The organism is Aneurinibacillus sp. Ricciae_BoGa-3 (assembly GCF_028421645.1).
Lineage (GTDB): Bacteria > Bacillota > Bacilli > Aneurinibacillales > Aneurinibacillaceae > Aneurinibacillus_B.
Window position 1 is genome coordinate 80,001 of record NZ_CP116887.1, and the last position, 22,500, is coordinate 102,500.

Annotated in this window: 25 protein-coding genes, 1 rRNA gene and 2 pseudogenes (2 of these 28 running past the window's edge); 20 read left to right on the forward strand and 8 right to left on the reverse strand. The window is 45.2% G+C overall.

What is annotated here, in order from left to right; translation table 11 throughout:
* From PP175_RS00360 to PP175_RS00385, 6 genes are all read left to right on the forward strand, one after another.
* Nucleotides 1-417 (forward strand): 23S ribosomal RNA (locus PP175_RS00360) (it extends 2,522 nt beyond the left edge of the window).
* A 370-nt stretch (nucleotides 418-787) separates the two neighbouring features.
* Nucleotides 788-1,447, forward strand: coding sequence for a GntR family transcriptional regulator (locus PP175_RS00365; protein WP_272440967.1), 660 nt, complete (start codon nucleotides 788-790; stop codon nucleotides 1,445-1,447).
* A gap of 85 nt (nucleotides 1,448-1,532) precedes the next feature.
* Nucleotides 1,533-2,822 (forward strand): MFS transporter, encoded by a 1,290-nt coding sequence (locus tag PP175_RS00370; protein ID WP_272440968.1) that lies wholly within the window; start codon nucleotides 1,533-1,535, stop codon nucleotides 2,820-2,822.
* Nucleotides 2,822-3,925 (forward strand): Ldh family oxidoreductase, encoded by a 1,104-nt coding sequence (locus tag PP175_RS00375; RefSeq protein WP_272440969.1) that lies wholly within the window; start codon nucleotides 2,822-2,824, stop codon nucleotides 3,923-3,925. The genes PP175_RS00370 and PP175_RS00375 overlap by 1 nt, the downstream gene beginning before the upstream one ends.
* Nucleotides 3,926-4,027: 102 nt before the next feature.
* Nucleotides 4,028-4,912, forward strand: coding sequence for a fumarylacetoacetate hydrolase family protein (locus PP175_RS00380; protein ID WP_272440970.1), 885 nt, complete (start codon nucleotides 4,028-4,030; stop codon nucleotides 4,910-4,912).
* 37 nt (nucleotides 4,913-4,949) lie between these two features.
* Nucleotides 4,950-5,762, forward strand: coding sequence for an HpcH/HpaI aldolase family protein (locus PP175_RS00385; RefSeq protein ID WP_272440971.1), 813 nt, complete (start codon nucleotides 4,950-4,952; stop codon nucleotides 5,760-5,762).
* On the opposite strand, the gene PP175_RS00390 is transcribed toward PP175_RS00385, so the two are convergent.
* From PP175_RS00390 to PP175_RS00405, 4 genes are all read right to left on the reverse strand, one after another.
* Complete coding sequence (locus tag PP175_RS00390; RefSeq protein WP_442870408.1) at nucleotides 5,759-5,887, reverse strand: SDR family NAD(P)-dependent oxidoreductase; 129 nt, start codon at nucleotides 5,885-5,887, stop codon at nucleotides 5,759-5,761. The two genes, PP175_RS00385 and PP175_RS00390, sit on opposite strands and share 4 nt — an antisense overlap.
* Before the next feature lie 101 nt (nucleotides 5,888-5,988).
* Nucleotides 5,989-6,738 carry a maleate cis-trans isomerase family protein gene (locus tag PP175_RS00395; protein ID WP_272440972.1) on the reverse strand — a complete coding sequence of 250 codons (750 nt, stop codon included), beginning with the start codon at nucleotides 6,736-6,738 and terminating at the stop codon, nucleotides 5,989-5,991.
* Nucleotides 6,739-6,796: 58 nt separating this feature from the next.
* On the reverse strand, nucleotides 6,797-8,110 hold the full coding sequence (locus PP175_RS00400; protein ID WP_272440973.1) for an MFS transporter: 1,314 nt from the start codon (nucleotides 8,108-8,110) through the stop codon (nucleotides 6,797-6,799).
* A gap of 3 nt (nucleotides 8,111-8,113) precedes the next feature.
* Nucleotides 8,114-9,181 carry a tartrate dehydrogenase gene (locus tag PP175_RS00405; protein WP_272440974.1) on the reverse strand — a complete coding sequence of 356 codons (1,068 nt, stop codon included), beginning with the start codon at nucleotides 9,179-9,181 and terminating at the stop codon, nucleotides 8,114-8,116.
* Nucleotides 9,182-9,366: 185 nt separating this feature from the next.
* Here PP175_RS00405 and PP175_RS00410 point away from each other — a divergent pair, with 185 nt between their 5' ends.
* Both PP175_RS00410 and PP175_RS00415 read left to right on the forward strand, forming a co-directional pair.
* Nucleotides 9,367-9,981 (forward strand): GntR family transcriptional regulator, encoded by a 615-nt coding sequence (locus PP175_RS00410; RefSeq protein ID WP_272440975.1) that lies wholly within the window; start codon nucleotides 9,367-9,369, stop codon nucleotides 9,979-9,981.
* A gap of 203 nt (nucleotides 9,982-10,184) precedes the next feature.
* Nucleotides 10,185-10,274 (forward strand): annotated as a pseudogene (locus PP175_RS00415) (hypothetical protein); the annotation flags it as partial.
* A 222-nt stretch (nucleotides 10,275-10,496) separates the two neighbouring features.
* On the opposite strand, the pseudogene PP175_RS00420 reads toward PP175_RS00415, so the two are convergent.
* Nucleotides 10,497-10,814: pseudogene (locus PP175_RS00420) on the reverse strand (antibiotic biosynthesis monooxygenase family protein); the annotation flags it as partial.
* Between the two features lie 178 nt (nucleotides 10,815-10,992).
* Here PP175_RS00420 and PP175_RS00425 point away from each other — a divergent pair.
* From PP175_RS00425 to PP175_RS00440, 4 genes are all read left to right on the forward strand, one after another.
* On the forward strand, nucleotides 10,993-11,937 hold the full coding sequence (locus PP175_RS00425; RefSeq protein ID WP_272440976.1) for an L-lactate dehydrogenase: 945 nt from the start codon (nucleotides 10,993-10,995) through the stop codon (nucleotides 11,935-11,937).
* Nucleotides 11,938-11,962: 25 nt separating this feature from the next.
* The gene (locus tag PP175_RS00430; RefSeq protein ID WP_272440977.1) at nucleotides 11,963-13,582 is read left to right on the forward strand and encodes a lactate permease LctP family transporter; all 1,620 of its coding nucleotides are present in this window, start codon (nucleotides 11,963-11,965) and stop codon (nucleotides 13,580-13,582) included.
* A 230-nt stretch (nucleotides 13,583-13,812) separates the two neighbouring features.
* Nucleotides 13,813-14,175, forward strand: a complete 363-nt coding sequence (locus PP175_RS00435; protein WP_272440978.1) for a VOC family protein — start codon at nucleotides 13,813-13,815, stop codon at nucleotides 14,173-14,175.
* A gap of 268 nt (nucleotides 14,176-14,443) precedes the next feature.
* A complete protein-coding gene (locus tag PP175_RS00440; protein WP_272440979.1) occupies nucleotides 14,444-15,673 on the forward strand; it encodes a hypothetical protein in 1,230 nt (409 codons plus the stop codon).
* Nucleotides 15,674-15,761: 88 nt separating this feature from the next.
* Here the strand turns inward: PP175_RS00440 and PP175_RS00445 are convergent, their stop codons facing one another.
* On the reverse strand, nucleotides 15,762-15,920 hold the full coding sequence (locus tag PP175_RS00445; protein ID WP_272440980.1) for a hypothetical protein: 159 nt from the start codon (nucleotides 15,918-15,920) through the stop codon (nucleotides 15,762-15,764).
* 579 nt (nucleotides 15,921-16,499) lie between these two features.
* Entirely contained in the window at nucleotides 16,500-17,327 is an 828-nt protein-coding gene (locus PP175_RS00450) for an aldo/keto reductase (RefSeq protein ID WP_272443139.1), read from the reverse strand.
* Nucleotides 17,328-17,411: 84 nt separating this feature from the next.
* Between PP175_RS00450 and PP175_RS00455 the strand changes: the two genes are divergently transcribed.
* Both PP175_RS00455 and PP175_RS00460 read left to right on the forward strand, forming a co-directional pair.
* Complete coding sequence (locus PP175_RS00455) at nucleotides 17,412-17,870, forward strand: ABC transporter substrate-binding protein (protein WP_442870409.1); 459 nt, start codon at nucleotides 17,412-17,414, stop codon at nucleotides 17,868-17,870.
* Nucleotides 17,857-18,474 carry an ABC transporter permease family protein gene (locus PP175_RS00460; protein ID WP_272440983.1) on the forward strand — a complete coding sequence of 206 codons (618 nt, stop codon included), beginning with the start codon at nucleotides 17,857-17,859 and terminating at the stop codon, nucleotides 18,472-18,474. Before PP175_RS00455 ends, PP175_RS00460 begins: the two co-directional genes overlap by 14 nt.
* A gap of 56 nt (nucleotides 18,475-18,530) precedes the next feature.
* Here PP175_RS00460 and PP175_RS00465 read toward each other — a convergent pair whose 3' ends face one another.
* Entirely contained in the window at nucleotides 18,531-19,766 is a 1,236-nt protein-coding gene (locus PP175_RS00465; protein WP_272440984.1) for an IS3 family transposase, read from the reverse strand.
* Between the two features lie 90 nt (nucleotides 19,767-19,856).
* Here PP175_RS00465 and PP175_RS00470 point away from each other — a divergent pair, with 90 nt between their 5' ends.
* From PP175_RS00470 to PP175_RS00495, 6 genes are all read left to right on the forward strand, one after another.
* Nucleotides 19,857-20,240 carry a TOBE domain-containing protein gene (locus tag PP175_RS00470; protein ID WP_272440985.1) on the forward strand — a complete coding sequence of 128 codons (384 nt, stop codon included), beginning with the start codon at nucleotides 19,857-19,859 and terminating at the stop codon, nucleotides 20,238-20,240.
* Nucleotides 20,241-20,279: 39 nt separating this feature from the next.
* On the forward strand, nucleotides 20,280-20,666 hold the full coding sequence (locus PP175_RS00475) for a hypothetical protein (RefSeq protein WP_272440986.1): 387 nt from the start codon (nucleotides 20,280-20,282) through the stop codon (nucleotides 20,664-20,666).
* Nucleotides 20,635-20,931, forward strand: a complete 297-nt coding sequence (locus tag PP175_RS00480) for a hypothetical protein (RefSeq protein ID WP_272440987.1) — start codon at nucleotides 20,635-20,637, stop codon at nucleotides 20,929-20,931. Before PP175_RS00475 ends, PP175_RS00480 begins: the two co-directional genes overlap by 32 nt.
* A 114-nt stretch (nucleotides 20,932-21,045) precedes the next feature.
* On the forward strand, nucleotides 21,046-21,249 hold the full coding sequence (locus PP175_RS00485; protein ID WP_272440988.1) for a hypothetical protein: 204 nt from the start codon (nucleotides 21,046-21,048) through the stop codon (nucleotides 21,247-21,249).
* 213 nt (nucleotides 21,250-21,462) lie between these two features.
* Nucleotides 21,463-21,813: a hypothetical protein gene (locus PP175_RS00490; RefSeq protein WP_272440989.1), complete on the forward strand. Its 351-nt coding sequence runs from the start codon at nucleotides 21,463-21,465 to the stop codon at nucleotides 21,811-21,813.
* Between the two features lie 133 nt (nucleotides 21,814-21,946).
* Nucleotides 21,947-22,500, forward strand: the 5' portion of a protein-coding gene (locus PP175_RS00495) for a cation diffusion facilitator family transporter (RefSeq protein WP_272440990.1). It continues 358 nt past the right edge of the window; the window shows 554 of its 912 coding nt (coding positions 1-554); the start codon lies at nucleotides 21,947-21,949; the stop codon falls past the right edge of the window.

Below are 22,500 nucleotides of genomic sequence, written 5' to 3' on the forward strand. Positions count from 1 at the left end.
CGGGGAGGTTTGGCACCTCGATGTCGGCTCATCGCATCCTGGGGCTGAAGTAGGTCCCAAGGGTTGGGCTGTTCGCCCATTAAAGCGGTACGCGAGCTGGGTTCAGAACGTCGTGAGACAGTTCGGTCCCTATCTGTCGTGGGCGCAGGAAATTTGAGAGGAGCTGTCCTTAGTACGAGAGGACCGGGATGGACGCACCGCTGGTGCACCAGTTGTTCCGCCAGGAGCATCGCTGGGTAGCTATGTGCGGCCGGGATAAGCGCTGAAAGCATCTAAGCGTGAAGCCCCCCTCAAGATGAGATTTCCCACAGCATAAGCTGGTAAGACCCCTTATAGATGATGAGGTAGATAGGTTCGGGGTAGAAGTGCGGCAACGCATGGAGCTGACGAATACTAATCGGTCGAGGGCTTAACCCAAATTTTAAGGAATTCCTAACGCATCGTTTCTTCCAATTCAGTTTTGAAGGTGCAAACCGTATGAGATAGGGGCCTCTGCTAAAAGCAGGGGCTATTTTTATGCCAGGATCCATTACAAATGATTGAAGCTGCTCCTCCTTTCCGTTGAGACAGTGACAAGCATCTGAATTATCCAAAATTCATTCCTAGGGTATTCCTCGGTTGTTTAGTTAAAGTTAATAAATTGGTTAGAGTAATAAAGCTAGGGAGAAAAGCCTTCTTCTTATTTTTTGTTCTAATTTAAAATTCAATTTCTTATTTACAGAATATTTTATATCATATATTATATATTACAGAGAATATATCAGCTGTTAAGGATGGAGGGCACCAGGTGGATTTATATTTAGCGTCACCCAAACCATTAAAAATCCAGGCCTATGAAATTTTAAAGGAGGCGATCATTCGAGGCATTCTAAAAGATAATGAAGTGATTACAGAAAGAAGGGCAATGGAGCAATTTAAAATTAGTAGAACACCATTTCGGGAAGCCATTCAAAGTTTAGAAGCAGAGGGGTGGATGTATAGTATCCCCTATAAGGGAAATTACATAAAACCGATAACGCTGGAAGATATCGAACATGTTTTTGAGCTTCGCATCATCCTCGAAACCTCTATCATAAATAAAGTTTTAACGAATATGGATGCCGAAAATATAAGCGAACTAGAGCGCCTCGTTTCATCTATGAAAAAGAGCCTGCTCGAACAGGATGATCTTGTATTTATGGATTTGGATACAGAGTTTCACCGGGTAATCTATCAGCTAACGCATAACAAACAAATCATAAATGTTTTTGAACAAACTTCAGATTTAATTCGACGGATTGGCGTTCGGGTGCTGCATCGTGAAACAAGAAGAGATGAAGTTATAACAGAGCATAAGAGAATTCTGGCGGGATTAAAGGACGGTACAGCTGGAGAGGCCATGATTCAGCATTTAGAGCAGACAAAATCAATTTTTACTGAGTTATATACCAAGCAGAATGAAGCATAAGCAAGGCTATCTCGCAGCTACCCATGTATCACAATCACTTAACCGGGGATAGGCCATCCATTATCTATTAATGAAGAGGTGGGTTATGAAGAAAACGAACAAAAGATGGGGCGTTGTGATTTTGATTTTTCTTGCCACGTCTATCAATTACCTGGATCGCTCCAATCTTGGCGTAGCAGGTCCTTCTATTATGAAAGATTTATCGTTTTCAAAGGTTGAGTTTGGAATATTAGGCTCTGCATTTTTCTGGACGTATACGTTAATGCAAATTCCTGTAGGCGCCATTGTAGATAAATTAGGGGCACGCGTAACATACGCTGTCGCGATTATCTGGTGGTCTGTGTTTGGCGCTTTAACCGCAGTAGGCCGTTCCCTTGGCGCACTTATTGGAATCAGAGCGCTAATGGGAATCGGAGAATCGCCGGCTTTTCCAACGAACACACGCGTCATTTCGGATTGGCTTCCCACTCATGAGCGCGGTTTTGCCAATGGTTTATTTACGACAGGCATTGCGGTTGGTGCTGGTCTCACGACACCGGCGGTAGCCTGGATTGTTCAAACATTTGGCTGGCGTGTATCCTTCCTTATCACAGGAGCGCTAGGCATTATTTGGGTTTTATTCTGGGTTTCCATGTTTCGTAACCGTCCTGCTGAAAGCGCTGTCGTCAACAAAGAGGAATTGGATTACATCCTTACTGGGCAGGCTCAAACGAAAGACGTCCAAAAATCGAATGTCCGCTGGTATGAATTGTTAAAGTACAGGAATGTGTGGTGTATTCTATACGGTTTATTTGCACAGGATTACTTGCTCTACTTAATGTTAACCTGGCTTCCCACTTATCTTGTTGTGGAAAAACATATGACATTAATCAAAGCAGGCTTTAATTCTATTCTTCCCTGGGTGGCAGCATCTGCGGGTGCGCTGTTTGGCGGATACCTCTCGGATAGATTAGTGAAGAAAGGATGGAACCCGGTAAGTGCCCGGAAAACGATTATGACAACAGGCATGCTGTTCTCCTTATTTATTATACCTGCGGCTTTTGTTGAAAGCGCTCCCCTCGCTATCGGGTTTATCTCTCTTTCAATGGGTGGCATGATGTTTGCGAATGGATCATCATGGGCAATCGTGGCGGATATCGCCCCGGCAGGAACAGAAGGTACACTAGCGGGCATGCAAAACTTTACCGGAAACATTGCCGGGTGGTTTGCCCCTATACTCACTGGTTTTCTGGCTGATCGCATGCACAGTTTCGTTTCAGCGCTGGTCATTGCCGGCATCATCGGCGGAATCGCCATGCTGATCTATGCTTTATTCCTGAAGAACGACAACCCGCACCGCCAGGCAGAACATACGAAAACGGAGGTTGTATCTTAATGAGTACTTTTTATCGAATAAATTCGAAATCGCTTACAGAGATTTGCTCTGACATTTTGCGAAAGGCCGGTGTCCCTGACAAAGATGCTGATATTGTAGCTGAATCATTAGTCGATGCGGATTTGCGAGGGGTAAGCAGCCACGGCGTAATCCGAATGTCGATTTATTTACAGCGGATGGGTAGAGGGGTTATTGCGAAGAATGCCGAAGTAAAGATTGTGCATGAAACGGATAGTACGGTAGTTCTGGATGGAGGATACGGGATTGGGCAGGTTGTTTCCCAACGGGCTGTTGAATTGCTCATAAAAAAGGCGGAAAATTCTAACCTGTCAGCTGTTTCGGTTCGCCACAGCAACCATTTTGGCGCTGCCGCATACTGGGCTTCACAGGTCTTGGAGAAAGATATGATCGGCTTTGTCGTCAGTAACGTAGAACCTTTAATGCCGCCACCGGGTGGAGCTGCAGCTAAAGTCGGCAACAATCCGATCGCCATGGCGATTCCATCTGATAAGGAAAAGCCGATTATTGTAGATATGGCGACAAGCGTGGTACCACTTGGAAAAATTCTGGCGGCTAAAAGCAAAGGGCAGGCTATACCGGAAGGTTGGGCCGTCGATCACATGGGGCAGCCAACAACGAACCCGGATGATGTTGTGCAAGGTGGATTCTTGTTCCCGGTAGGGGGGCCTAAAGGCTATGGATTAGCAATTCTTGTGGATATTCTCTCTGCTCTATTGAGCAACGGGGCAGTAGGCACAGACATTCACTCGATGTACCGCGACTTTGATAATCCGAATGATATTAGCCACTTTTTCATGGCCATACGGGTGGATGCCTTTATGGATCCCAAGCTGTTCAAAGCTTCCGTTGACCGGTATATTCAATACATGAAGAATACCCCGCTGGCTCCGGGGGCAGCTGCCATCTATTTGCCGGGAGAAATCGAAGCGAATAACAAAGAAACAAACCTGACGGAAGGCATCATACTGCCACAAACGGTGGCACAGGAGCTTCAAAGCTTTGCTGAGGAAGCCGGTCTTGACCCCGCATTAATTGCAGAGCTTACAGGCAACCCGCTGCACCCTGAAAAAGCAAATGTTTAACGCACCACACTAAACATCCTCTGTGCATTTGAAAAATAAACGCGGCTCGCTGTCCCTATTCGCAGGTCAGCGAGTCTCCAAAATAGGAAGGGAGAAAAAATTATGAAATTACTTCATATTAAAAAAGGTGATCAACTTACTTTAGGAGTTCTGAGAGAGAATGGGGTTATCGATATTCAAAAGGCGGCCAGTGAATGGGACCAGGTCTTTCCTAGCACAATTGATGACCTTATAGAGAGTGGAAAAGAAGGCATTGAAAATTTCGAGCGTGCCGTTGATCAGATGGTTTCAAGCGGTAACCCTGGTTTATTTATAGAACCGGATACCATCGAGTTTGGACCATGTGTGCAGACGCCGGAAAAAATTATTTGTGTGGGCCTCAATTACATCAACCATGCAGAAGAATCCAAAATGGATATTCCTACATCCCCGATCCTCTTCAGCAAGTTCAATAATGCGTTAACCGGCCATAAGCAGATCGTATCCCTTCCTGCGGATGCTGAAAAATTTGACTATGAAGCGGAGTTAGCCATTGTAATCGGTAAAACAGCGAGTAATGTTACTGAGGAAGAGGCACTCGACTACGTGTTTGGTTATACAACTGGAAATGACTTATCCGCACGTGATCTTCAATTTAGAACCGGACAGTGGTTGTTAGGCAAGAACTGTGATGGATTTGCCCCAATAGGTCCATATCTTGTCACAGCAGACGAAATTGGTGATCCGGGCCAGTTAGAAATAAAATGCAAGGTTAACGGCGAGTTGCGCCAATCTGCCAATACAAAAGATATGATTTTTGACTGTGCAACGATTGTTAGTTACATTTCACGTTATATGACGCTTAAGCCGGGAGATGTGATATTCTCAGGCACCCCGGATGGCGTTATTCTAGGGTATCCAGAGTCCCAGCAGCAATGGTTAAAGTCCGGGGATGAAATTGCCGTATCCATTGAGAAAATCGGGACGCTTGTTACGGTGTTGGACTAAGCGGCCAGTAAGCTCAGGATGAAAGGGGCGAACTACTATGCTCAAAGATAAAATCATAAATAACGTGGATGCTGTAGGCATCTGGCAGCGGATTCCTTCTTCCATGGTTGCTGAAATTATTTCGTTAACTGCCATAGATTTTGTCAGCATTGATATGGAGCACGGTGCGATAGATATAGCCGATTTACGGACGATCGTGCCTATTTATACAAGCCAGGGCATTCCCACTGTACTTAGGATAGCTTCGCAGCACGCTGCCTTTATCTCGAAAGTGCTTGACTTAGGAATAGACGGCGTTATGGTTCCGCAGATTCAGACGGCTGAAGAAGCAAGGGCCATCGTGGAGTACTCCAAATATGCCCCGCTGGGTAAACGTGGCCTTGGCGGATCGTGTGCGGCGGATGGGTATGGTGAGCTAGCCATCGATGAATTTATCGAAAATGAAAATAGACGGGTCACTACGATTATCCAAATTGAAACGGAGCAAGCCATTCAAAATATTGATGAAATCATAGAAGTGCAAGGCATTGATCTCTTTTACATCGGTCCTTTTGATTTATCCCAGGCGCTTGGACTGCCGGGAAAACTCGATCACCCGGTGGTGGTTCGCACAATAAAGGAGCTCATTTACAAAGTAAAAGAAAAAGGGAAGCCGGTCGGGATGCATGCGCCTCACCCAGATTTCATTAACCGCTGGAAGGAACATGGGGTTCATTACTTTACATATGGCATGGACAGTTCATTTCTAAAACAAGGTATCGAACAAGCTTATAAGGCATTAATTGAAATTCCGAAGGCGCGTAGGATAGCAAACAAAGAATTAATGTCGCATAAGAGTAAGCCGTTCTAACAAAGGGAAGCCGAACGGCTGGCGATAATGACCTGAGCGGATTCATTGAGAAATGCCCTGGCAGTGGCGAATCCAATGCCAGAAGTACCACCGACGACGACTACGCATTTTCCTTTCAGTGACAAATGGATAACCTCCTCAACCATTTTTATTTAGTTTAGCTACTACCATTAAAAAAAGCGACTTTCTGTGACTTGCCAGAAAGTCGCTTTTTGGTTTGCTTCCTTTACAGTTTGCCAGATAACAGATGGCCTGCGTTTGGAACAACAGGTTTGAGATCAAGAGATTGAAGAATTTTATACACGGTGGCAACCGCCGCGGACAGCACAGGCTTGCCAATTGCATCTTCCACCTTTTGAATAGCCTGGAGAGAAGGCATTTGAACGCAGGCTGATAACACAACCGCATCTGCCTCGCTGGTATCTAAATTTTTCACGATTTCTACTAAACGAAGCGGGTCCTGGCGTCCAACCTCTAGGTTATCCGCAATTTCCAGGCTGATAGAATCTGTTACCTCTATTTCGCTAGATTCAATATAGTCAATAACCTGCTTAGTTAGCGGTTTCATATACGGCGTAATGATTGCCACTTTTTTTGCTCCGATGGTTTTAATTCCATCTACCAGCGCACCGGCACTGCTGATAATAGGAGTAGGCGCACCGTTTTGCTTTGTCGCGTTAAATAGCCGTTGTTCGGATTCCATGTGATACCCTGGTCCCTGGCACATAATTGCAACGAGACATGCATAAGCAAGGACGTCACACCGGGCATCGGAAAGTTCCACGGCACAGCGGTCACTTTCTACATCCATCTTTTTTAGTTCTTCTTTTGTAACATGCATCATTCTCATCCGGCTGGAATGGAACGTAAAGGTATCTTCCGGAATCTCTTTCATGCGCCACTGAAGCATCATAGGTATTTCTGTTTCCATGGTCGTGTTTGAACTCGGGACGATTAATCCAATTCGTTTATTCATGCTGGCTCTCTCCTTATTAATTCTTTTTTGTATACTGTATACAAATCTGAAATTAATGTCAATTGCCGCTGGTCAATTCGGTTCCCTTTGTCTCCCGAAGTGTAAATACCATTATGGCCGCCAATACATAGGAAACAGAGGCAAGAGACATGGTCATTGAAAACCCAAGCACCGGAATAAGCACAGGCACCATTTTGATTCCAACAATCGCCCCTACACGTCCGAAGTTAAAACAGAAACCGGATGCCGTTGACCGGATACTCGTCGGGAATAGTTCAGAATACCAGGCTCCGAACCCGCTGAAATACCCTGTAAAGAAGCCTAAAAAGGCGGATATGATGCCTAATGTTGCGACGTTGCTGGCAGTAAATTGCAGCACCCCATTTGTTAATGGCATATGACTTGACGTGTATGTGAAGATTGGGACCATTAAGGCCATGCCTACAAAGAAGATACAGAAAGAAATCCTGCGGCCTACTTTTTCCGCTAAATATCCGTATGCAAGGTATCCAACCATAGCGCCAATACCAGACCAAATAAGAAATACTGGTGCCTGGTCAATTTTTACGTTTAGTATTTTTACAAGATAAGAAGGAGCGAATGTTGTGATAATCCAGTAACCATACATGCCTAAAATTGATATCAGCAGGGCCAACAAGGTGCTTTTTAGATATTGGGGTTTAAAGATTTCAAACAGGTTCGCTTTTTTCGCCTGCTGCTGGATGTATTCCCGGTTCGCTAACCAGACTGGCGATTCTTTGACGAATACGAGAACATATACTAAAGTCGCATACGCTGGAATACTTGCGTAAAGAAACAAGTGGCGCCAGGATTCAGGGTTCTGATGATCCAGCAATGTCCATGCAAAGATAGCAGCCAACAAGTTTCCTCCCGACCAGCCAGTCTGCATAATCGAAATGGCTTTGGCTCTGCCTTCCGGCTTCCATATTTCAGATATGAGAGAGGCGGCTGCTGACCATAACCCTCCTACTGCTACCCCAACGACAAAACGGTAAATATTCAATTGTCCAACACTTGTGGCATACCCGCACAACAGCGTGCCGGTAGCATAGATAAAGACGGCTAAAGCAATGGTTTTCTTTCTCCCGATTCGGTCAGAAATGCCGCCCAGGAAATACCCGCCTACTCCAGTGGCCAGCAAAAACCAGGCAACGGTGGAGACGACGTCTTTTAACCCCACCGAAAAGGTAGCAGCGATCGCCATCATGACAAACCCGAATATCGTAGCGTCCAGCGAGTCAAACAGCCAGGCCGCCCAGGATCCAAATAATGTGGAATAGCGGCTGCCGGCCCCCTGAACAGCAGGGGCCAACTGGGGGGTCTCTAATTTAGGAGCGTTAGAAGATTGCATGGATTATTTCCCCTTTGCTTTGAAGTTTTGTAATATTGCCTGGCCAACTTCCGCGGTTGTACCTGTACCGCGCAGATCAGGTGTAGCGATACCTGCTTCCAATGTATCTTCAATTGCATCCAATAGCAGTTGTCCCACTTCTTGATAGCCATAGAAATCAAGCATCATTTTAGCTGACCACATTTGCCCAATGGGATTGGCGATTTGTTTTCCATAGATATCGGGCGCTGAACCGTGAACAGGTTCGAACATAGAAGGGTACTTTCTATCCGGATTAATGTTAGCGGAAGGAGCGATCCCAATCGAGCCCATAATGGCGGCACCTAAATCTGTTAAAATATCGCCGAACAGATTGGATGCGACAACCACATCTAATGTATGCGGTTTTGTGACAAAAAAAGCGGAGAGGGCATCAATGTGTGTCGATTGTTGGACGATTTCACGATAGTCCTGCCCCACTTGATTAAACACCTCATCCCAAAAAGGCATGGAGTGGATGATCCCGTTCGATTTGGTGGCACTCGTTACAAATTTTTTTTCTCTCTTCTTTGCTATTTCAAAAGCATAGCGAACCGCTCGTTCAACCCCGGCCCGTGTAAAGACGGCATTTTGGATGGCGATTTCGTTCGCTCCATATCCCGCTCTTCCACCGATTGGAGAATATTCGCCCTCTGAATTTTCGCGAACAACGACGATATCAAACCCGTTTGGCGATGCCAGTGGGGAGGTAACACCTCTTATTTGCTTGACTGGACGCAAATTGATATACTGGTGCATTTCCCGGCGAATCGCGATTAAAAGCCCCCACAGGGAGATATGATCAGGTACCTGTTCCGGCAGTCCAACCGCGCCCAGGAAAATGGCATCAAAACCTTTTAAAATCTCAATTCCGTTTTCCGGCATCATTGTGCCGTGCTGCTGATAGTATTCACAGCTCCAGGGAAACTGTTCGAATTTGAAGGAAAACCCGCCGTGAATCTCTGCAGCAAGATGCAGGGCCTGTACACCAAAGTCCATTACTTCTTTCCCAATACCGTCCCCAGGGATGACAGCGATTTCATAGTTAGACATCAAAACTCCCCCATTTGCTTTTTAATTCGTATTCTGTATTCTGTATACACTTTGATGGATAAATTGGTGTTACATAAGAGTTTAACTCTTTATAAACTTTAATGTATACTGAATACAAAATAAAGTCTATCATTTATTTAAAAAAATGCTTATGATAAGAAAGTTACGCTAGTTAATGGGGTGGGATGATGGAACGTATCAAAAAGACAGACCATGTGTACAATCAAGCGTATGAAGTAATCCGAAGCATGATTATAAAAGGAGAAATCCCGCCTGGGCAAAATCTGGTGGAGGAAAAACTTGCCTCGTCCTTAGGGGTCAGCCGTACACCTATCCGTGAATCTCTTCGGCGGTTGCAACAGGAGGGACTTATCCAAGGCAAAAGAGTGGTGCAGCCCACAAAAGAAGACATGAAAGATATTTACGAGGTGAGGATGCTAGTCGAAGGCCATGCCGCCAAACATGCGGCAGTTGAGATGTCCGACTCACAACGTTTGCTGCTGATTGACTGTATTTCACAGTCGCGAAACGGCTTGCCTGAGGAAATTATGAAAGCGAATACACTTTTTCATGATACCATTATGCAGGCAAGCCACAACAATTATATGCTCAATATCATCTCTCAGATGAAATCTCTGATTTTATTATTTAGGCACCAGGTGGGAGCACGGCCATGCCTGTGTGAGGAGCACGAGAAGATTTATGAATCGATTATGATGAAGGACGGGGAAGCTGCTGAACATCATATGAGATTGCATCTTCAACATAATTTAGATTTTTTGCTGTCAAAACAGCCGTAATACAAGGGATAGGGTCACTCAAACTAGAACCCGAACATTGGATGTTTTCTAAACGTCTGTTGTTCGGGTTTTCAAATTTCCGCATGACTTATGTTAAAGTGCCATTTATTTTTGCGGAATATGATTGATTTTGCACCCGGTGCATAATTTATTTGCATTAATCGATGCTATCTGATTCATAGAGAGGGAATATTCGTGAAGCCATCATTGGTACCTTCCAGGAATACTCCGCTAAATTCATTGGGCCTGCAACCGGATTTACAGTCGGCTGGATTTATTGGTTGGGAGGGGCCTTTATTGCGGCATCCCATTCATGGCAGCCTGCTATCTGTATTACATGCTGCGTATCAAAAGCAAAGCTAATATAACAAAACCGGAAAAAGAGGAATCATTGCCGCCCTAATGGAAAACAAAATAAAATGAGATTCTACAGAGGCTGCCCTAGAAAGTGAGGCAGCCCCTTTTCTTTTTATCAAGATTTGCTTGCCCAAACAACTGATTAGCAGTCTACCTCGAAAAGTGTAGTCCCTCTCAACCTTACACACCCTCGTTGTATATCGCTGATACCATTGCTCTTTCCCCTTCGTCTGAGCGATCTGATGCAGTTCATTTTCCTTCCAGTTTTTAATGGCCTCCAATGACTCCCAATACGAAACCGTTATGCCCAGGCCATTCTCACGAGCGCTTTCCACACCTAAGAACCCAGGCTGCTGGGAGGCTAATTCAACCATCTTCTCTGCCATTTCTCCATACCCGTTGTCCCAGGCTGTTCTTTCGGAGGTAAAAACAACCGCATAATAAGGCGGTTTCGGCGTTTTTGCCAGTTGACTCATCAAATTTTCCCCTCTCCATGCTAATATCATCACTGCTATAGTCAAGTATAAACAAAATTTGTCTAAACGGACATTTTTGCAAGCCTTATCATGTGAAAAAGGTCACATAATGCCTTCGGAGTAGATGTTATACTATGTTTGTGAAATAAATCACAAGAAGTCTTGGAGGGATCTTATCATGATACAACTGCGCAGCACAACGAAAGTAGCGCTTATCGGAACAGGATTTGTAGGTTCAAGTTATGCGTTCTCTCTGCTTAATCAGGGTGTTGTGAATGAACTCGTATTAATAGATGTGAATAAAGAAAAGGCCCAAGGTGAAGCAAGTGATTTAAATCACGGGCTGCCATTTAGTTCGGCCATGAAAATCTGGGCGGGCACATACCAAGATTGCCATGATGCGGACATTGTCGTCATTACGGCCGGGGCTAACCAGGCTCCGGGTGAGACGCGGTTAGACTTAATTGATAAAAACATAAAAATTTTTAAGAGCATTGTAGGGGAGGTCATGGCCAGCGGGTTCGATGGCATCTTCCTGGTTGCTACGAATCCTGTTGATATCCTCTCGTATGCAACGTGGAAATTTTCGGGTCTTCCTTCCGAGCGTGTCATCGGTTCCGGCACCATTCTTGACACGGCACGTTTTCGCTACCTGCTCGGCCAATACTTCTCCATTGATCCTCGAAATGTTCACGCGTATATCATCGGAGAACACGGGGACACGGAGCTGCCGGTGTGGAGCCATACAAGCATAGGAAGCCGGCCCATTCAGAAATGCATCAAAAACAAGCCGGAGATGCCGCAGGAGCTGGATCGATTGTTCATCAACGTACGCGATGCCGCTTACCAGATCATCAATCGTAAAGGGGCCACCTACTACGGCATTGCAATGGGGCTTGTCCGCTTAACGAAGGCAATTTTAGGCGATGAGAATTCCGTTCTTACGGTCTCGACGCTTCTTAACGGCTACTACGGGCTGCAAGACATTTACATCGGGGTTCCAGCCATTATTAACCGGAACGGTATCCGGGAAATTGTTGAGCTTGAATTGGCAGAGGACGAGGCTGCAAAGCTGCAGCATTCAGCTAACGTGTTAAAACAGGCAATGCAGCCTTACTTTTAATTTTCAATAATTGGGGTGAAAGGCCATGAACTGGACACAAACATATGACACTCTTGGAGATATTTGGTTATCAGCTATTATCGCGGCACTACCTATTGTATTTTTTTTCCTTGCCCTTACGCTCTTTAAAATGAAAGGCTATGTGGCTGCAACGATGACTGTTGCAATCTCGGCTCTCATCGCAATCTTCTTCTATCATATGCCGGCCCCTATGGCAGCCAGCGCAGCCGGATATGGATTTGCCTATGGATTATGGCCGATCAGCTATATTGTAGTGGCCGCCGTATTTCTCTATAAGCTGTCGGTAAAAAGCGGCCAGTTTGACATCATACGCCGCTCTATTGTTTCGATTACCGATGATCCGCGCCTGCAGATGCTGCTTGTGGCCTTCTCCTTTAATGCTTTTCTGGAGGGTGCTGCCGGATTTGGCGCGCCAATCGCCATTACAGCGGCCCTGCTGGTTGGCCTGGGTTTCAACCCACTCAAAGCTGCCGGCCTATGCTTAATTGCCAATACCGCTTCTGGCGCATTTGGCGCCATGGGTATCCCGATTATTGTTGCCGGGCAGGTAAGCGGAATTAGCCCGCTGGCGATTAGCAAGTTTCTTGGAACGCAGCTGCCCGTCATTTCGTTCGTTGTGCCTTTTTTGCTGGTAGCGATAATGGACGGATGGAAGGGCCTGCGTGAAGTGTGGCCTGCCGCTTTCGTTTCGGCCATCACCTACGCGGCTGCCCAATATTTCACGGTGACCTTTATGGGGCCTGAACTGCCCGATATTATTTCGTCGATTGTAAGCATGATTGCGCTTGCCCTGTTCGTTAGTCTATGGCAGCCAAAAGGGAAGAGCACCGTTAACAAGGCGGATTCCGCTGCAGAACGATTAACCGTTGCGAAAGTGCTTAAAGCGTGGTCTCCATTTATTATGTTAACTGTAATGGTAACGGTCTGGAGTTCAAAACTATTTAAGTCGCTCTTTGACAAAGGGGGAGCTTTACAATCCACAATCATTAATATCAACATACCTGGCTTGCATAACCAGGTGATCAAGGCACAGCCCATCGTCAGTGAACCGACACCGTATGCGGCTGTGTTGAAGCTGGATTTTCTCTCAGCAACTGGTACAGCGATTGTCATAGCCGCGGTGCTTTCGATGTTGATTCTGCATGTGGATATGCGGACAGGTTGGGCCACGTTAAAAGAAACGGTACAGGAACTGACAAAGCCTATTGTGACTATCATGATGGTACTTGGGTTTGCATTTGTAGCGAACTACTCTGGCTTGTCTTCTACATTGGGGCTCGCTCTCGCATCCACAGCCCGCCTGTTTCCATTCCTCTCCCCGGCTTTGGGCTGGATTGGCGTGTTCCTAACCGGCTCGGTTGTATCGAACAATGCTTTATTTGGCAACCTGCAGTTCGTTACCGCTGAACAAATCAGCGTGTTGCCGCTTATCCTTGTCGCAGCCAATACGGCTGGCGGTGTGATGGCAAAAATGATTTCCCCGCAATCTATAGCTGTTGCCACAGGTGCGGTTGGGCTTGCTGGCAGAGAGGGTGAACTGTTCCGCTTTACGATGAAATACAGCATGGTCCTCCTTGTGATAACGGGGGCTGTAACGCTGGCACAGGCATTTTTCATCAAATAAGAGAGCGGCGGCCTTCTGGCATCTAATCTATTTATGTATAACCCCGCGGTCCGTGTGGCTGCGGGGTTATTTGTATCGGAGAGATTTGGGCTGTTCATGATTTTAATGAACATGTTACGATTACATCGTTGAAAATTTTCGTATAATGGAGTAGACATGCCGTTTTTTACAAGAGGAACAGCTTGATTCTTGATAAACTACCGAAGTAAGACAATTGAAGGAGGCATAATATGATTAACAGAATCGCAACCGTTGCCGTTTATGTTGAAGATCAACAGAAGGCAAAAGATTTTTGGACAAACAAAATGGAATTTGAAGTAAAGGCGGAGTATCCGATGGGCCCCAATGCATACTGGCTGGAAGTCGCGCCAAAAGACGCACAGTCTCATTTGGTTATTTATCCAAGGTCCATAATGCAGGGTTGGGAAAATATGAAACCATCCATTGTTTTTGAATGCGAAGACATAACGGGTACATATGAGAAACTAAAATCCAAGGGCGTTGAGTTTTTAGGGGAGCCAAATACCATGCAATGGGGTACATTTGTACAATTTAAAGATGAAGATGGCAATCAGTTTTTATTGAAGGGTTAGTGCAGCTAGTAGCTCAACCAAACGGTTTTTTCCGCTTGGTTGAGTAGAGGAATGCCACAGCTGACCGCCCAACAAAAAATATTGTGTCCTCAGAGCTCAATCTTAATGCGCTCGAACTTAACCGTTTCAAATGTTTTCGCCTTTTGTGACCATGCTGCGTGCAATTTACTAAGTTTTAGTATAGGTATTCAAAATGATGGTGTATAACAAGGAAATATCGTGGGCATTCTAATCCTGTATTTTTATAACAATACAAGGAGGAAACAAAATGCCACAACAGAATTTCCCAGCAGCACAGTCATTTCAGCAATCACAGCAATTTGCTCAGCCTAGTCTGCAAGCTGGCAGCTTTGCAGGTTCTGGGTCGATGATGCAAGGTGGATATGTTGGACCGCAGGCTCTTTTCCAACCTGGATTTGCCGGAACGGATGCACAGCGCGTGAGACAAGAGATCACACGAGACATTCAACAGCAGGCGCAACAAAGCAGTATGCAACAAGCTGGTTATGGCGGAATGCAGGGTGGATTTGGCGGTTCTATGATGCAAGGAGGTTTTGGTGCTTCCGGGTCGATGATGCAAGGTGGATCCGTTGGACCACAAGCTCTTTTCCAACCTGGATTTTCCGGAACAGACGCACAGCGTGTAAGACAGGATATTATGCGCGATATTCAACAGCAGGCGCAACAAAATAGCATGCAACAAGCTGGTTATGGCGGAATGCAGGGTGGATTTGGCGGTTCTATGATGCAAGGCGGTTTTGGTGCTTCCGGGTCAATGATGCAAGGTGGATCCGTTGGACCACAAGCTCTTTTCCAACCTGGATTTTCCGGAACAGACGCACAGCGTGTAAGACAGGATATTATGCGCGATATTCAACAGCAGGCGCAACAAAATAGCATGCAACAAGCTGGTTATGGCGGAATGCAGGGTGGATTTGGTGGTTCTACGATGTCAGGCGTCAGCGGATCCATGATGCAGCCGACCATGATGCAAGGTGGATTCGTTGGACCGCAAGCCCTTCTGCAACCTGGATTTGCCGGAACAGATGCACAGCGTGTAAGACAAGATATTACGCGCGATATTCAACAACAGGCACAACAAAATAGCATGCAACAGGCTGGTTTCGGTGGTTCTATGATGCAGGGCGGCTTCGGCGGATCTATGATGCAAGGTGGATCTGTTGGACCGCAAGCCCTTCTGCAACCTGGATTTGCCGGAACAGATGCACAGCGTGTAAGACAAGATATTACGCGCGATATTCAACAACAAGCTGGATTTGGTGGTTCTATGATGCAAGGCGGCTTCGGTGGTTCTAGTTCCATGATGCAAGGTGGCTTTGCAGGCCCGCAAGCTTTATTGCAGCCTGGATTTGCTGGAACAAATGGCCAGCAGGTAAGACAACAGATTGCAAGCGACATTCAACAACAAGCCATCCAAAATAGCATGCAACAAGCTGGATTTGGCGGGTCTATGATGCAGGGCGGATTCACTCAGTAACTGTAAGTGGAATTAGCCAGCTAACAAAAAGTAAGCCGGATTCCTGTAAATCAGGAAATCCGGCTTTTACCAACTTGATGGTAAATTTTTAGATTTTAAACTTGCCGATAAGCATTTGTAATTCTTCTGCCATTTTAGATAAAGAAGGAGCGGAAGAAGTGACGCCGATAGACATTTCCTTAACGGTTTGAGAGGTCTGTTCGGCACTTTGAGCCTCTTTGTCTGTACCAACTGCTATTTCCTGCATGGTTGCTGCAATTTGCTGGGTTGCTTTACTCGTTTGTTCAGCATGGATCTTTGGCTTCTTGAGAAGAGCTTAAAGCCAATAGTTTTTCTTGATAGGCTTTACTCTCTTCCGTAGTTTGTAGGAAACGTTTTTTGTAATCCTGATCACCAAATAAAACATAGCCCCGTACTAGAGCAATTCGCTTTTGGATATTTTCACTGTTCTGGATACTCAGTGTAGAAGTCGATCATCTCGCCCGTTATCTTCCATTTAAATAATTGCGTAAAGGTTTCGTTTGTGAAAAAACTATGGTCCAAACGGTGTCCCTGCGCCGTACAGCATGCATTATTTTAAAAGCATCTTCGATAGATGTCGAAGCCTCTGCCACAAAGTCGGCGATCAGCTCCGCAGAGCGAATAAACCGGTCGAGGGAATTTTGCTTATACTCATCCAATGGATTGATTTGGGCTGCGGGGCGTGTCAAATATGATTAATTTATGTCAATGATTTTGTACATCAAAAAAAGATCCTCAGTTATATAAACGAGGATCCTCATGTCGGTGCCGCAGAAGACGTAGACGGCTAGGGGTTCGCGGTTCGTTAAAAATTAAAGTTGTCGGGGTCTGAACCTGTACGCTCATTTTTATTTAATCCGTCAATTATAGCCATATCATCAGCGGATAATTCAAAATCGAAAATGGCTGCATTCTCTATGATACGATGCTCCTTGGTTGATTTAGGAATGGTAATAATATCGTGCTGAAGATCCCACCGCAAAATAACCTGTGCAACCGTCTTATTGTATTTGTCAGCCACTTCTTTAATAACAGGGTTATCAAGTAACTTTCCGCTTCCCAATGGTGACCAGGCTTCTACTTTGATTCCTTTTGATTCACAGAAGGTTCTTAATTCTACTTGGCTCAACAAGGGATGAAGTTCAATTTGATTCACCATTGGTGCTATCTCTGCATTAGCAAGCAGATCCTCCAAATGGTGCTGGTGGAAGTTACTTACCCCGATGGCGCGCACTTTTCCATCGTTGTACAATTTCTCGAGTGCTTTCCATGTATCTTTGTATTTACCGGCCACTGGCCAATGAATGAGATAAAGATCAACATAGTCAACATCCAGCAGTTTTATACTTGATTCGTATGCCGCTAGTGTAGAGTCATAACCCTGGTCTGCATTCCATACTTTTGTTGTGATAAACAATTCTTCCCTTGGAACGCCCGCTTCTTTAATTGCTTTGCCGACTCCATCTTCATTTTTATAGATGGCGGCCGTATCAATGCTTTTATAACCTGCTTTAATGGCATACTTAACAGAATTAACCACTTCATCGCCATCTTTTACTTGCCATACGCCTAAACCAAATTTCGGCATCTTAATGCCATTATGTAATGTTGTGGTGTCCTGCAAGCTTCTAATCATTGAGAACCCTCCCATAAAATAGAATGAGTATTGACTACCTTACTATCGTACACCATAACGTACATGCGAAAGAATGCTTTAATGCGGGGCCTTTACAGTTTTATTTGGGCAAAAGTAAGGTTATTCATGTTTGACTCAAACGGGCCAACGATTACAGACCTCATACAAGGCAACGTGAAATATGCGCTGGCACAGGATTCCGCTCTAATTGCCAAAATGAAGAGTGGTGCGCCGATTAAGATTGTGTATCCCGCTTCTGGTGTGACCACGCTCAGCAGCAACATTGCAATTGATAGTAAAGCGCCTCATGCAGAAGTCGCGAAAGAATTTGTTAACTTCGCTTTAAGCCAGGAGGGGCAAAAAATTCTTGCTGCGGGTAGTGATGGGGATAATAACTATGAGTCGATTGTTAAGGGTGCACCCGGGAAAGCTGGCATTCGTCCGAGCGGAATTAAGTGGAATGAATTAGATGCGTCTTACAGCGCAAAGCACGAGAATGAGATCAAACAGTGGTTCACTGAGAACATTGTTCAGAAATAAGGGAGGAAAAGCCCGGGTTCAGAAGCTGGTTTTAATCTGGCCCAGCATACTCCTGCTGCTGGGTTTGATCGTTTACCCATTTGCATCCATTCTGCTGCAAAGTATGTTCCCGCAGCTTTTTGATACAGGGTTTTCAGTTCTATCTTTCTCGTCATTTGCAAAAGTTTTGAAAACAAGCTACACCTATAAAGCGATTGTTGATGCGCTGCTATTTGGCGGAGGTGCTTCGGTGCTGTCTGCAGTAATTGGGACATTTCTTGCTGTGCTTGTCCACCGAAAGTGGGTTTATGGGCAGCGTTTTATCAACTTAGTCGTGTGGATTATCTTTTTTACGCCTTCCTACCTTGTGGCTGAGGGATGGGTTTTAATGATGCAGCAGAAAGGCATTCTAAGTGGATTGTTTTCGCTTAAAGACGGGTCGTTAGACTGGTTCTTTACGCCCGCCGGTCTGATCGCGGCCATGGCCTTTCGCCTGTTTCCCGTTGTTTATTTGTCAGTGATGGCCGGATTGCGTGAAGAAATGCGTTTTGAGTTGGTGCGAATCTTTAAGCAGCTGGATATGACCGTCGTCTATGTGACGCATGACCAAATGGAAGCGGATTAACCCCCGAACTTTGGACACATACACTCTTAATCTCTCTTTTACGTAGAATTACTTGATTACACACGTATTTCTTTAATTTTAATCGACCATTCCTGGTTCAATCTGTAAAACTCATTCGGTGCCAAGTCTTTTATGCTTGAATGAATCCGTCTCTCGTTATAGAAGGTCATGAAGTCAACAACTGTTTCGTAGGCCTGTTTATAGCTTTGAAATTCGTGACGGGACAAACAGTTATCTTCTAAAATCCGGTGAAAAGACTCAATATGTGCGTTCATATTTGGTGTTCTGGGTGGAATTCTCTCATGTATAACCCCAAATGATTCGCAGGCCGCCTCAAATGCATGGGAAATAAACTGTGGCCCATTGTCAGAACGAATCGCAGGCTTGTTGTCTTTGTCAAACAGCTGCCGTTTTAACAACGCTTGTTGAAGCGTTCGTACCACGTCTTTCGCTTCGCATGCAAGTCCCATATGGTACGCAATGACCGAGCGGTCATAGATGTCCAGCACGGATTGTATGAAGAAAAAGCGGTCTTCTCCTTCAATATAGCCGTATTTAATGTCCGTTTCAAACAGTTGATTGGAATCCGTGATCACTCGATTTCGAGCTAGTTTTCGCGGATAAATGGTTTTCTTTTTCCGCTGGGGTCTTAAAATATCGAGCTCCTTACATAGGCGATATACTTTTTTCTTGTTAATAATAAGCTCATATTGACGGCGTAAAAGCACGGTAAGCTTACGATACCCGTAGGCAAAACCATCGCCTGCAACAGCTTCCATTAACCATTCTTTGATTTGTTCATCTGAAACTTTCGTTCCGTCCTGTTGAACGGAATAGCCCGGTGCTTCACGTCCCTCACTTTTCACTGGCTCCACTGGCTGCCCTTCCTGTTTCTTATGATAGTAGTAGGTTGAGCGTGGAATCTGGGCAAAACGTAGAACTAACCGTTTCGGATAGCCTTGTAGTATGTAGTGTTCAGCTACTTCAAGCTTCTCAGCAAGTGAGGGTTTTTCTTTTTTTATTAAATCACGCAAAATGGCCAGCTCTAAATCTTTTTCACCAAGCAGTCGTTTAAGCTGATCATTTTCCTGGGACAACGTCTCGGCATCGAGAGATGGCAAGGTAGCGAAATCCACATCTCCGTATTTCCCTGTTTCGATTTCCTTTTTCCAGCGTCCGACCATGTTCACGGATAGTTCATAGCGGCGAGCAACCGCCGTAATACTGCCCGTTTCCTTTACTTCTTTCACCACTTGTTTCTTAAAATCTAGTGAATACTTTTTTCTCGTCATGGTTGTATTCCCCCTCTGTCACTATAAGTATAATAAAGAACCACTCATAGTGTCCAACTTCACTAGGGGGCTAAAGAGGAAGCCCTCAGTGTGGCTGATCAAATCGCCATTATGAAAGAAGGGCGATGCGAGCAGTTTGGAACCCCTGAGGAGTTGTACCAGCAGCCCGTTTCCGAATATGTTGCGAAATTTATGGGGCCCGCCAATATTATGATACGGGATGGCCAAGTCAAGCCTGCTTGGTTTATCCGCCCGGATGATATCCAGCTATCGCTGGATGGCGGTGCAGGGAAAGACGACTCCCAGAATTATACCGGGATCGTTTCGCTTCGCACGTATCAGGGCAACCGGTACCGCTATTTTATCGATATCCCTGGTTATTCCGAGCCGGTTGAAGTGCTGCATGCGGCTAAATTCGAGCGGGGCCAACGGGTTCATTTACTGTTTCCGAATGAGAAATGCCGCGCATTTTAGTTTGATACGCTGAAGAAAAAGGAGGGAGTTTGGGCGGATATGAATATTTATGTGATGGCGGCCAGTTTTCTTGGAACAGCCGTAGAGTTTATTGAGGCGCTCACGATTGTACTGGCTGTTGGAGTGGTTAAAGGATGGAAAAGCTCTCTCGCAGGAATGGGTCTGGCTCTCATAGTTTTGGCTGTTCTGGTTTCCGCCTTTGGCACTCCACTAATGCGGCTGGTTAATGTCGGTCTGTTTCAGCTGATTATTGGCATTCTCATGATGATGTTTGGCATGCGGTGGCTGCGTAAAGCTATTCTGCGCTACTCGGGATTAAAGGCGCTGCATCTGAAGCTGAAGCTTATCAGAAGGAGCTGGATCACCAGCGTGCCACGGGGGCAGGTCCAGCAAAATGGATTGGATGGGATTCGCCACTTCTTTTAATGGCGTATTTCTGGAGGGGTTGGAGGCGGTCTTTATCGTGTTAACGTTTGGCCTGGCTGCCCATTCTTTATCTTCCGCCATATTTGGCAGCATAATTGGGTTGGCTGCGGTTGTTTTGGCCGGCATCTTACTTCGTAAACCACTAACCAAAATCCCGGAAAATACAATGAAATTTATCGTGGGTTTGATGCTCAGTGGATTTGGTGTGTTTTGGGTTGGTGAGGGGTTAATCTCCGCTGGTGGCATCAGGACGTATCGATTTTAACGATCATAGCCTGTCTCTTAGTTGTATCAGCCTTAAGTGTGCTGGTTATCTCACGTTATAAAAAAATGAAGAAAATGGGCGCTGCTTCTAAAATTGCAGGGTAGGTGAATGGGAATGAAATCAGCTGCACAAACCGTAATTGGTTTAATAGTTGATGACTGGTGGATGGGCATTGGTTTAGTTTTGTCAATGGTATTGACGAAAGTATTGATGACGAACGGCGTTAGCCCGGAAGAGGCATCCTGGCTTTTTCTTATCCTGGTTGTGGCGACTTTAGTGTTGAGCCTGTACACAGAGTATCGTAAAAAAACAAGGTAAGCGAAAAACACGGCTGGTCTGTAATAGACGGGCCGTTTTATTTTGCTTTCTGAAAAGGAATAGCATCCATTTCACACAACAGCATCAGCCATGAAAGATGAAGGAATTCATTTCTAATCTATAAAGTTGGAGGCAATCGTATCGTTGTTTGTTCCTGTCGGTCAGCCTGTGGGTAAGAGGATAATAGTCTACTAATAAAAGAAGGTGCAGAGTATGATTAAACGATTTAATGAGTTCGTGGCGAAGCATGCTACTCTTGCGTTAGGAACAATGTGGGCGTTCTACGTGTTTCTTTTATATTCCTTGCTGCCCCTCGTTTTTCCAAAACAAATGGATAAACTGATGTACTGGTCAAACGTGATTCAGCTAGTGACGCTTCCACTTCTGGCTGTTGGAACAGCTCTTCTAGGCAAAAAATCAGAGGAAAGGGCCAAGCAGGATCACAAGGCTATTATGGAACAGTTTGAAACCATTAAAAAAATGTACCAGGAAATGCAAGAAATTCGTGAAATGGTGGATGGCAAAAATGCGGAAAAACCGGAACAAACAAAAATAAGTTCTTAAAGAAATCGTTATAGCTAATTGATATCGATTATCTTTATATACCTCTTTATTTCTCTTGTTTACTCCTTTTTACTGTGAGAAAATGAAATGGGATTATAACGTTGGAGAAGTCATAGAAGAGGAGTGGATTTTAGTGTCAGGGGTTGAACGTTCTTCGGAAAAACAAAACGAAAACCGCCTGCGCTTCGCTGCGCTAATTACTGGTTTAATGTTTTGCTGCCAGTTAGTAGGAGGGTACCTTACCAACAGTTTGGCCATCATGTCCGACGCGTGGCATTTGCTGAGTGATTTGCTTGCGCTGCTGCTAAGCTGGTATGCGGTGCGGCAGACCATGAAACCTGCGGATGAAAAACACACGTATGGCTACCATCGTTTTGGCAGCCTGGCCGCTTTAATTAACGGGCTGGCTTTGATCGTCATATCACTGTTTATTTGTTATCGTGCTGTGCTGAGGTTGTTTCATCCTGATTCTGTACACTCGGCTGGCATGATGTGGCTGGCTGGAATCGGGGCCCTGGGCACTTTCTTAATTGTGGTGGTCCTCAAGCAGGGTGAAGACAATATTAATGTAAAAAGCTCTCTAATTCATTTTCTGGGAGACGTATTCTCCTATCTAGGAATTTTACTTGGTGGACTTATTATCCAACTAACGGGCTGGATGTTTATCGATCCGATCCTTAGTGTAAT

Coding starts and splice junctions, on each gene's coding strand:
- PP175_RS00475 (WP_272440986.1), top strand. CDS start 20,280: ATGAATATTTATGTGATGGCGGCCAGTTTTCTTGGAACAGCCGTAGAG.
- PP175_RS00385 (WP_272440971.1), top strand. CDS start 4,950: ATGCTCAAAGATAAAATCATAAATAACGTGGATGCTGTAGGCATCTGG.
- PP175_RS00395 (WP_272440972.1), bottom strand. CDS start 6,738: ATGAATAAACGAATTGGATTAATCGTCCCGAGTTCAAACACGACCATG.
- PP175_RS00405 (WP_272440974.1), bottom strand. CDS start 9,181: ATGTCTAACTATGAAATCGCTGTCATCCCTGGGGACGGTATTGGGAAA.
- PP175_RS00380 (WP_272440970.1), top strand. CDS start 4,028: ATGAAATTACTTCATATTAAAAAAGGTGATCAACTTACTTTAGGAGTT.
- PP175_RS00375 (WP_272440969.1), top strand. CDS start 2,822: ATGAGTACTTTTTATCGAATAAATTCGAAATCGCTTACAGAGATTTGC.
- PP175_RS00440 (WP_272440979.1), top strand. CDS start 14,444: ATGCCACAACAGAATTTCCCAGCAGCACAGTCATTTCAGCAATCACAG.
- PP175_RS00480 (WP_272440987.1), top strand. CDS start 20,635: ATGGATTGGATGGGATTCGCCACTTCTTTTAATGGCGTATTTCTGGAG.
- PP175_RS00435 (WP_272440978.1), top strand. CDS start 13,813: ATGATTAACAGAATCGCAACCGTTGCCGTTTATGTTGAAGATCAACAG.
- PP175_RS00400 (WP_272440973.1), bottom strand. CDS start 8,110: ATGCAATCTTCTAACGCTCCTAAATTAGAGACCCCCCAGTTGGCCCCT.
- PP175_RS00425 (WP_272440976.1), top strand. CDS start 10,993: ATGATACAACTGCGCAGCACAACGAAAGTAGCGCTTATCGGAACAGGA.
- PP175_RS00490 (WP_272440989.1), top strand. CDS start 21,463: ATGATTAAACGATTTAATGAGTTCGTGGCGAAGCATGCTACTCTTGCG.
- PP175_RS00370 (WP_272440968.1), top strand. CDS start 1,533: ATGAAGAAAACGAACAAAAGATGGGGCGTTGTGATTTTGATTTTTCTT.
- PP175_RS00465 (WP_272440984.1), bottom strand. CDS start 19,766: ATGACGAGAAAAAAGTATTCACTAGATTTTAAGAAACAAGTGGTGAAA.
- PP175_RS00485 (WP_272440988.1), top strand. CDS start 21,046: ATGAAATCAGCTGCACAAACCGTAATTGGTTTAATAGTTGATGACTGG.
- PP175_RS00445 (WP_272440980.1), bottom strand. CDS start 15,920: ATGCAGGAAATAGCAGTTGGTACAGACAAAGAGGCTCAAAGTGCCGAA.
- PP175_RS00455 (WP_442870409.1), top strand. CDS start 17,412: ATGCGGGGCCTTTACAGTTTTATTTGGGCAAAAGTAAGGTTATTCATG.
- PP175_RS00430 (WP_272440977.1), top strand. CDS start 11,963: ATGAACTGGACACAAACATATGACACTCTTGGAGATATTTGGTTATCA.
- PP175_RS00410 (WP_272440975.1), top strand. CDS start 9,367: ATGATGGAACGTATCAAAAAGACAGACCATGTGTACAATCAAGCGTAT.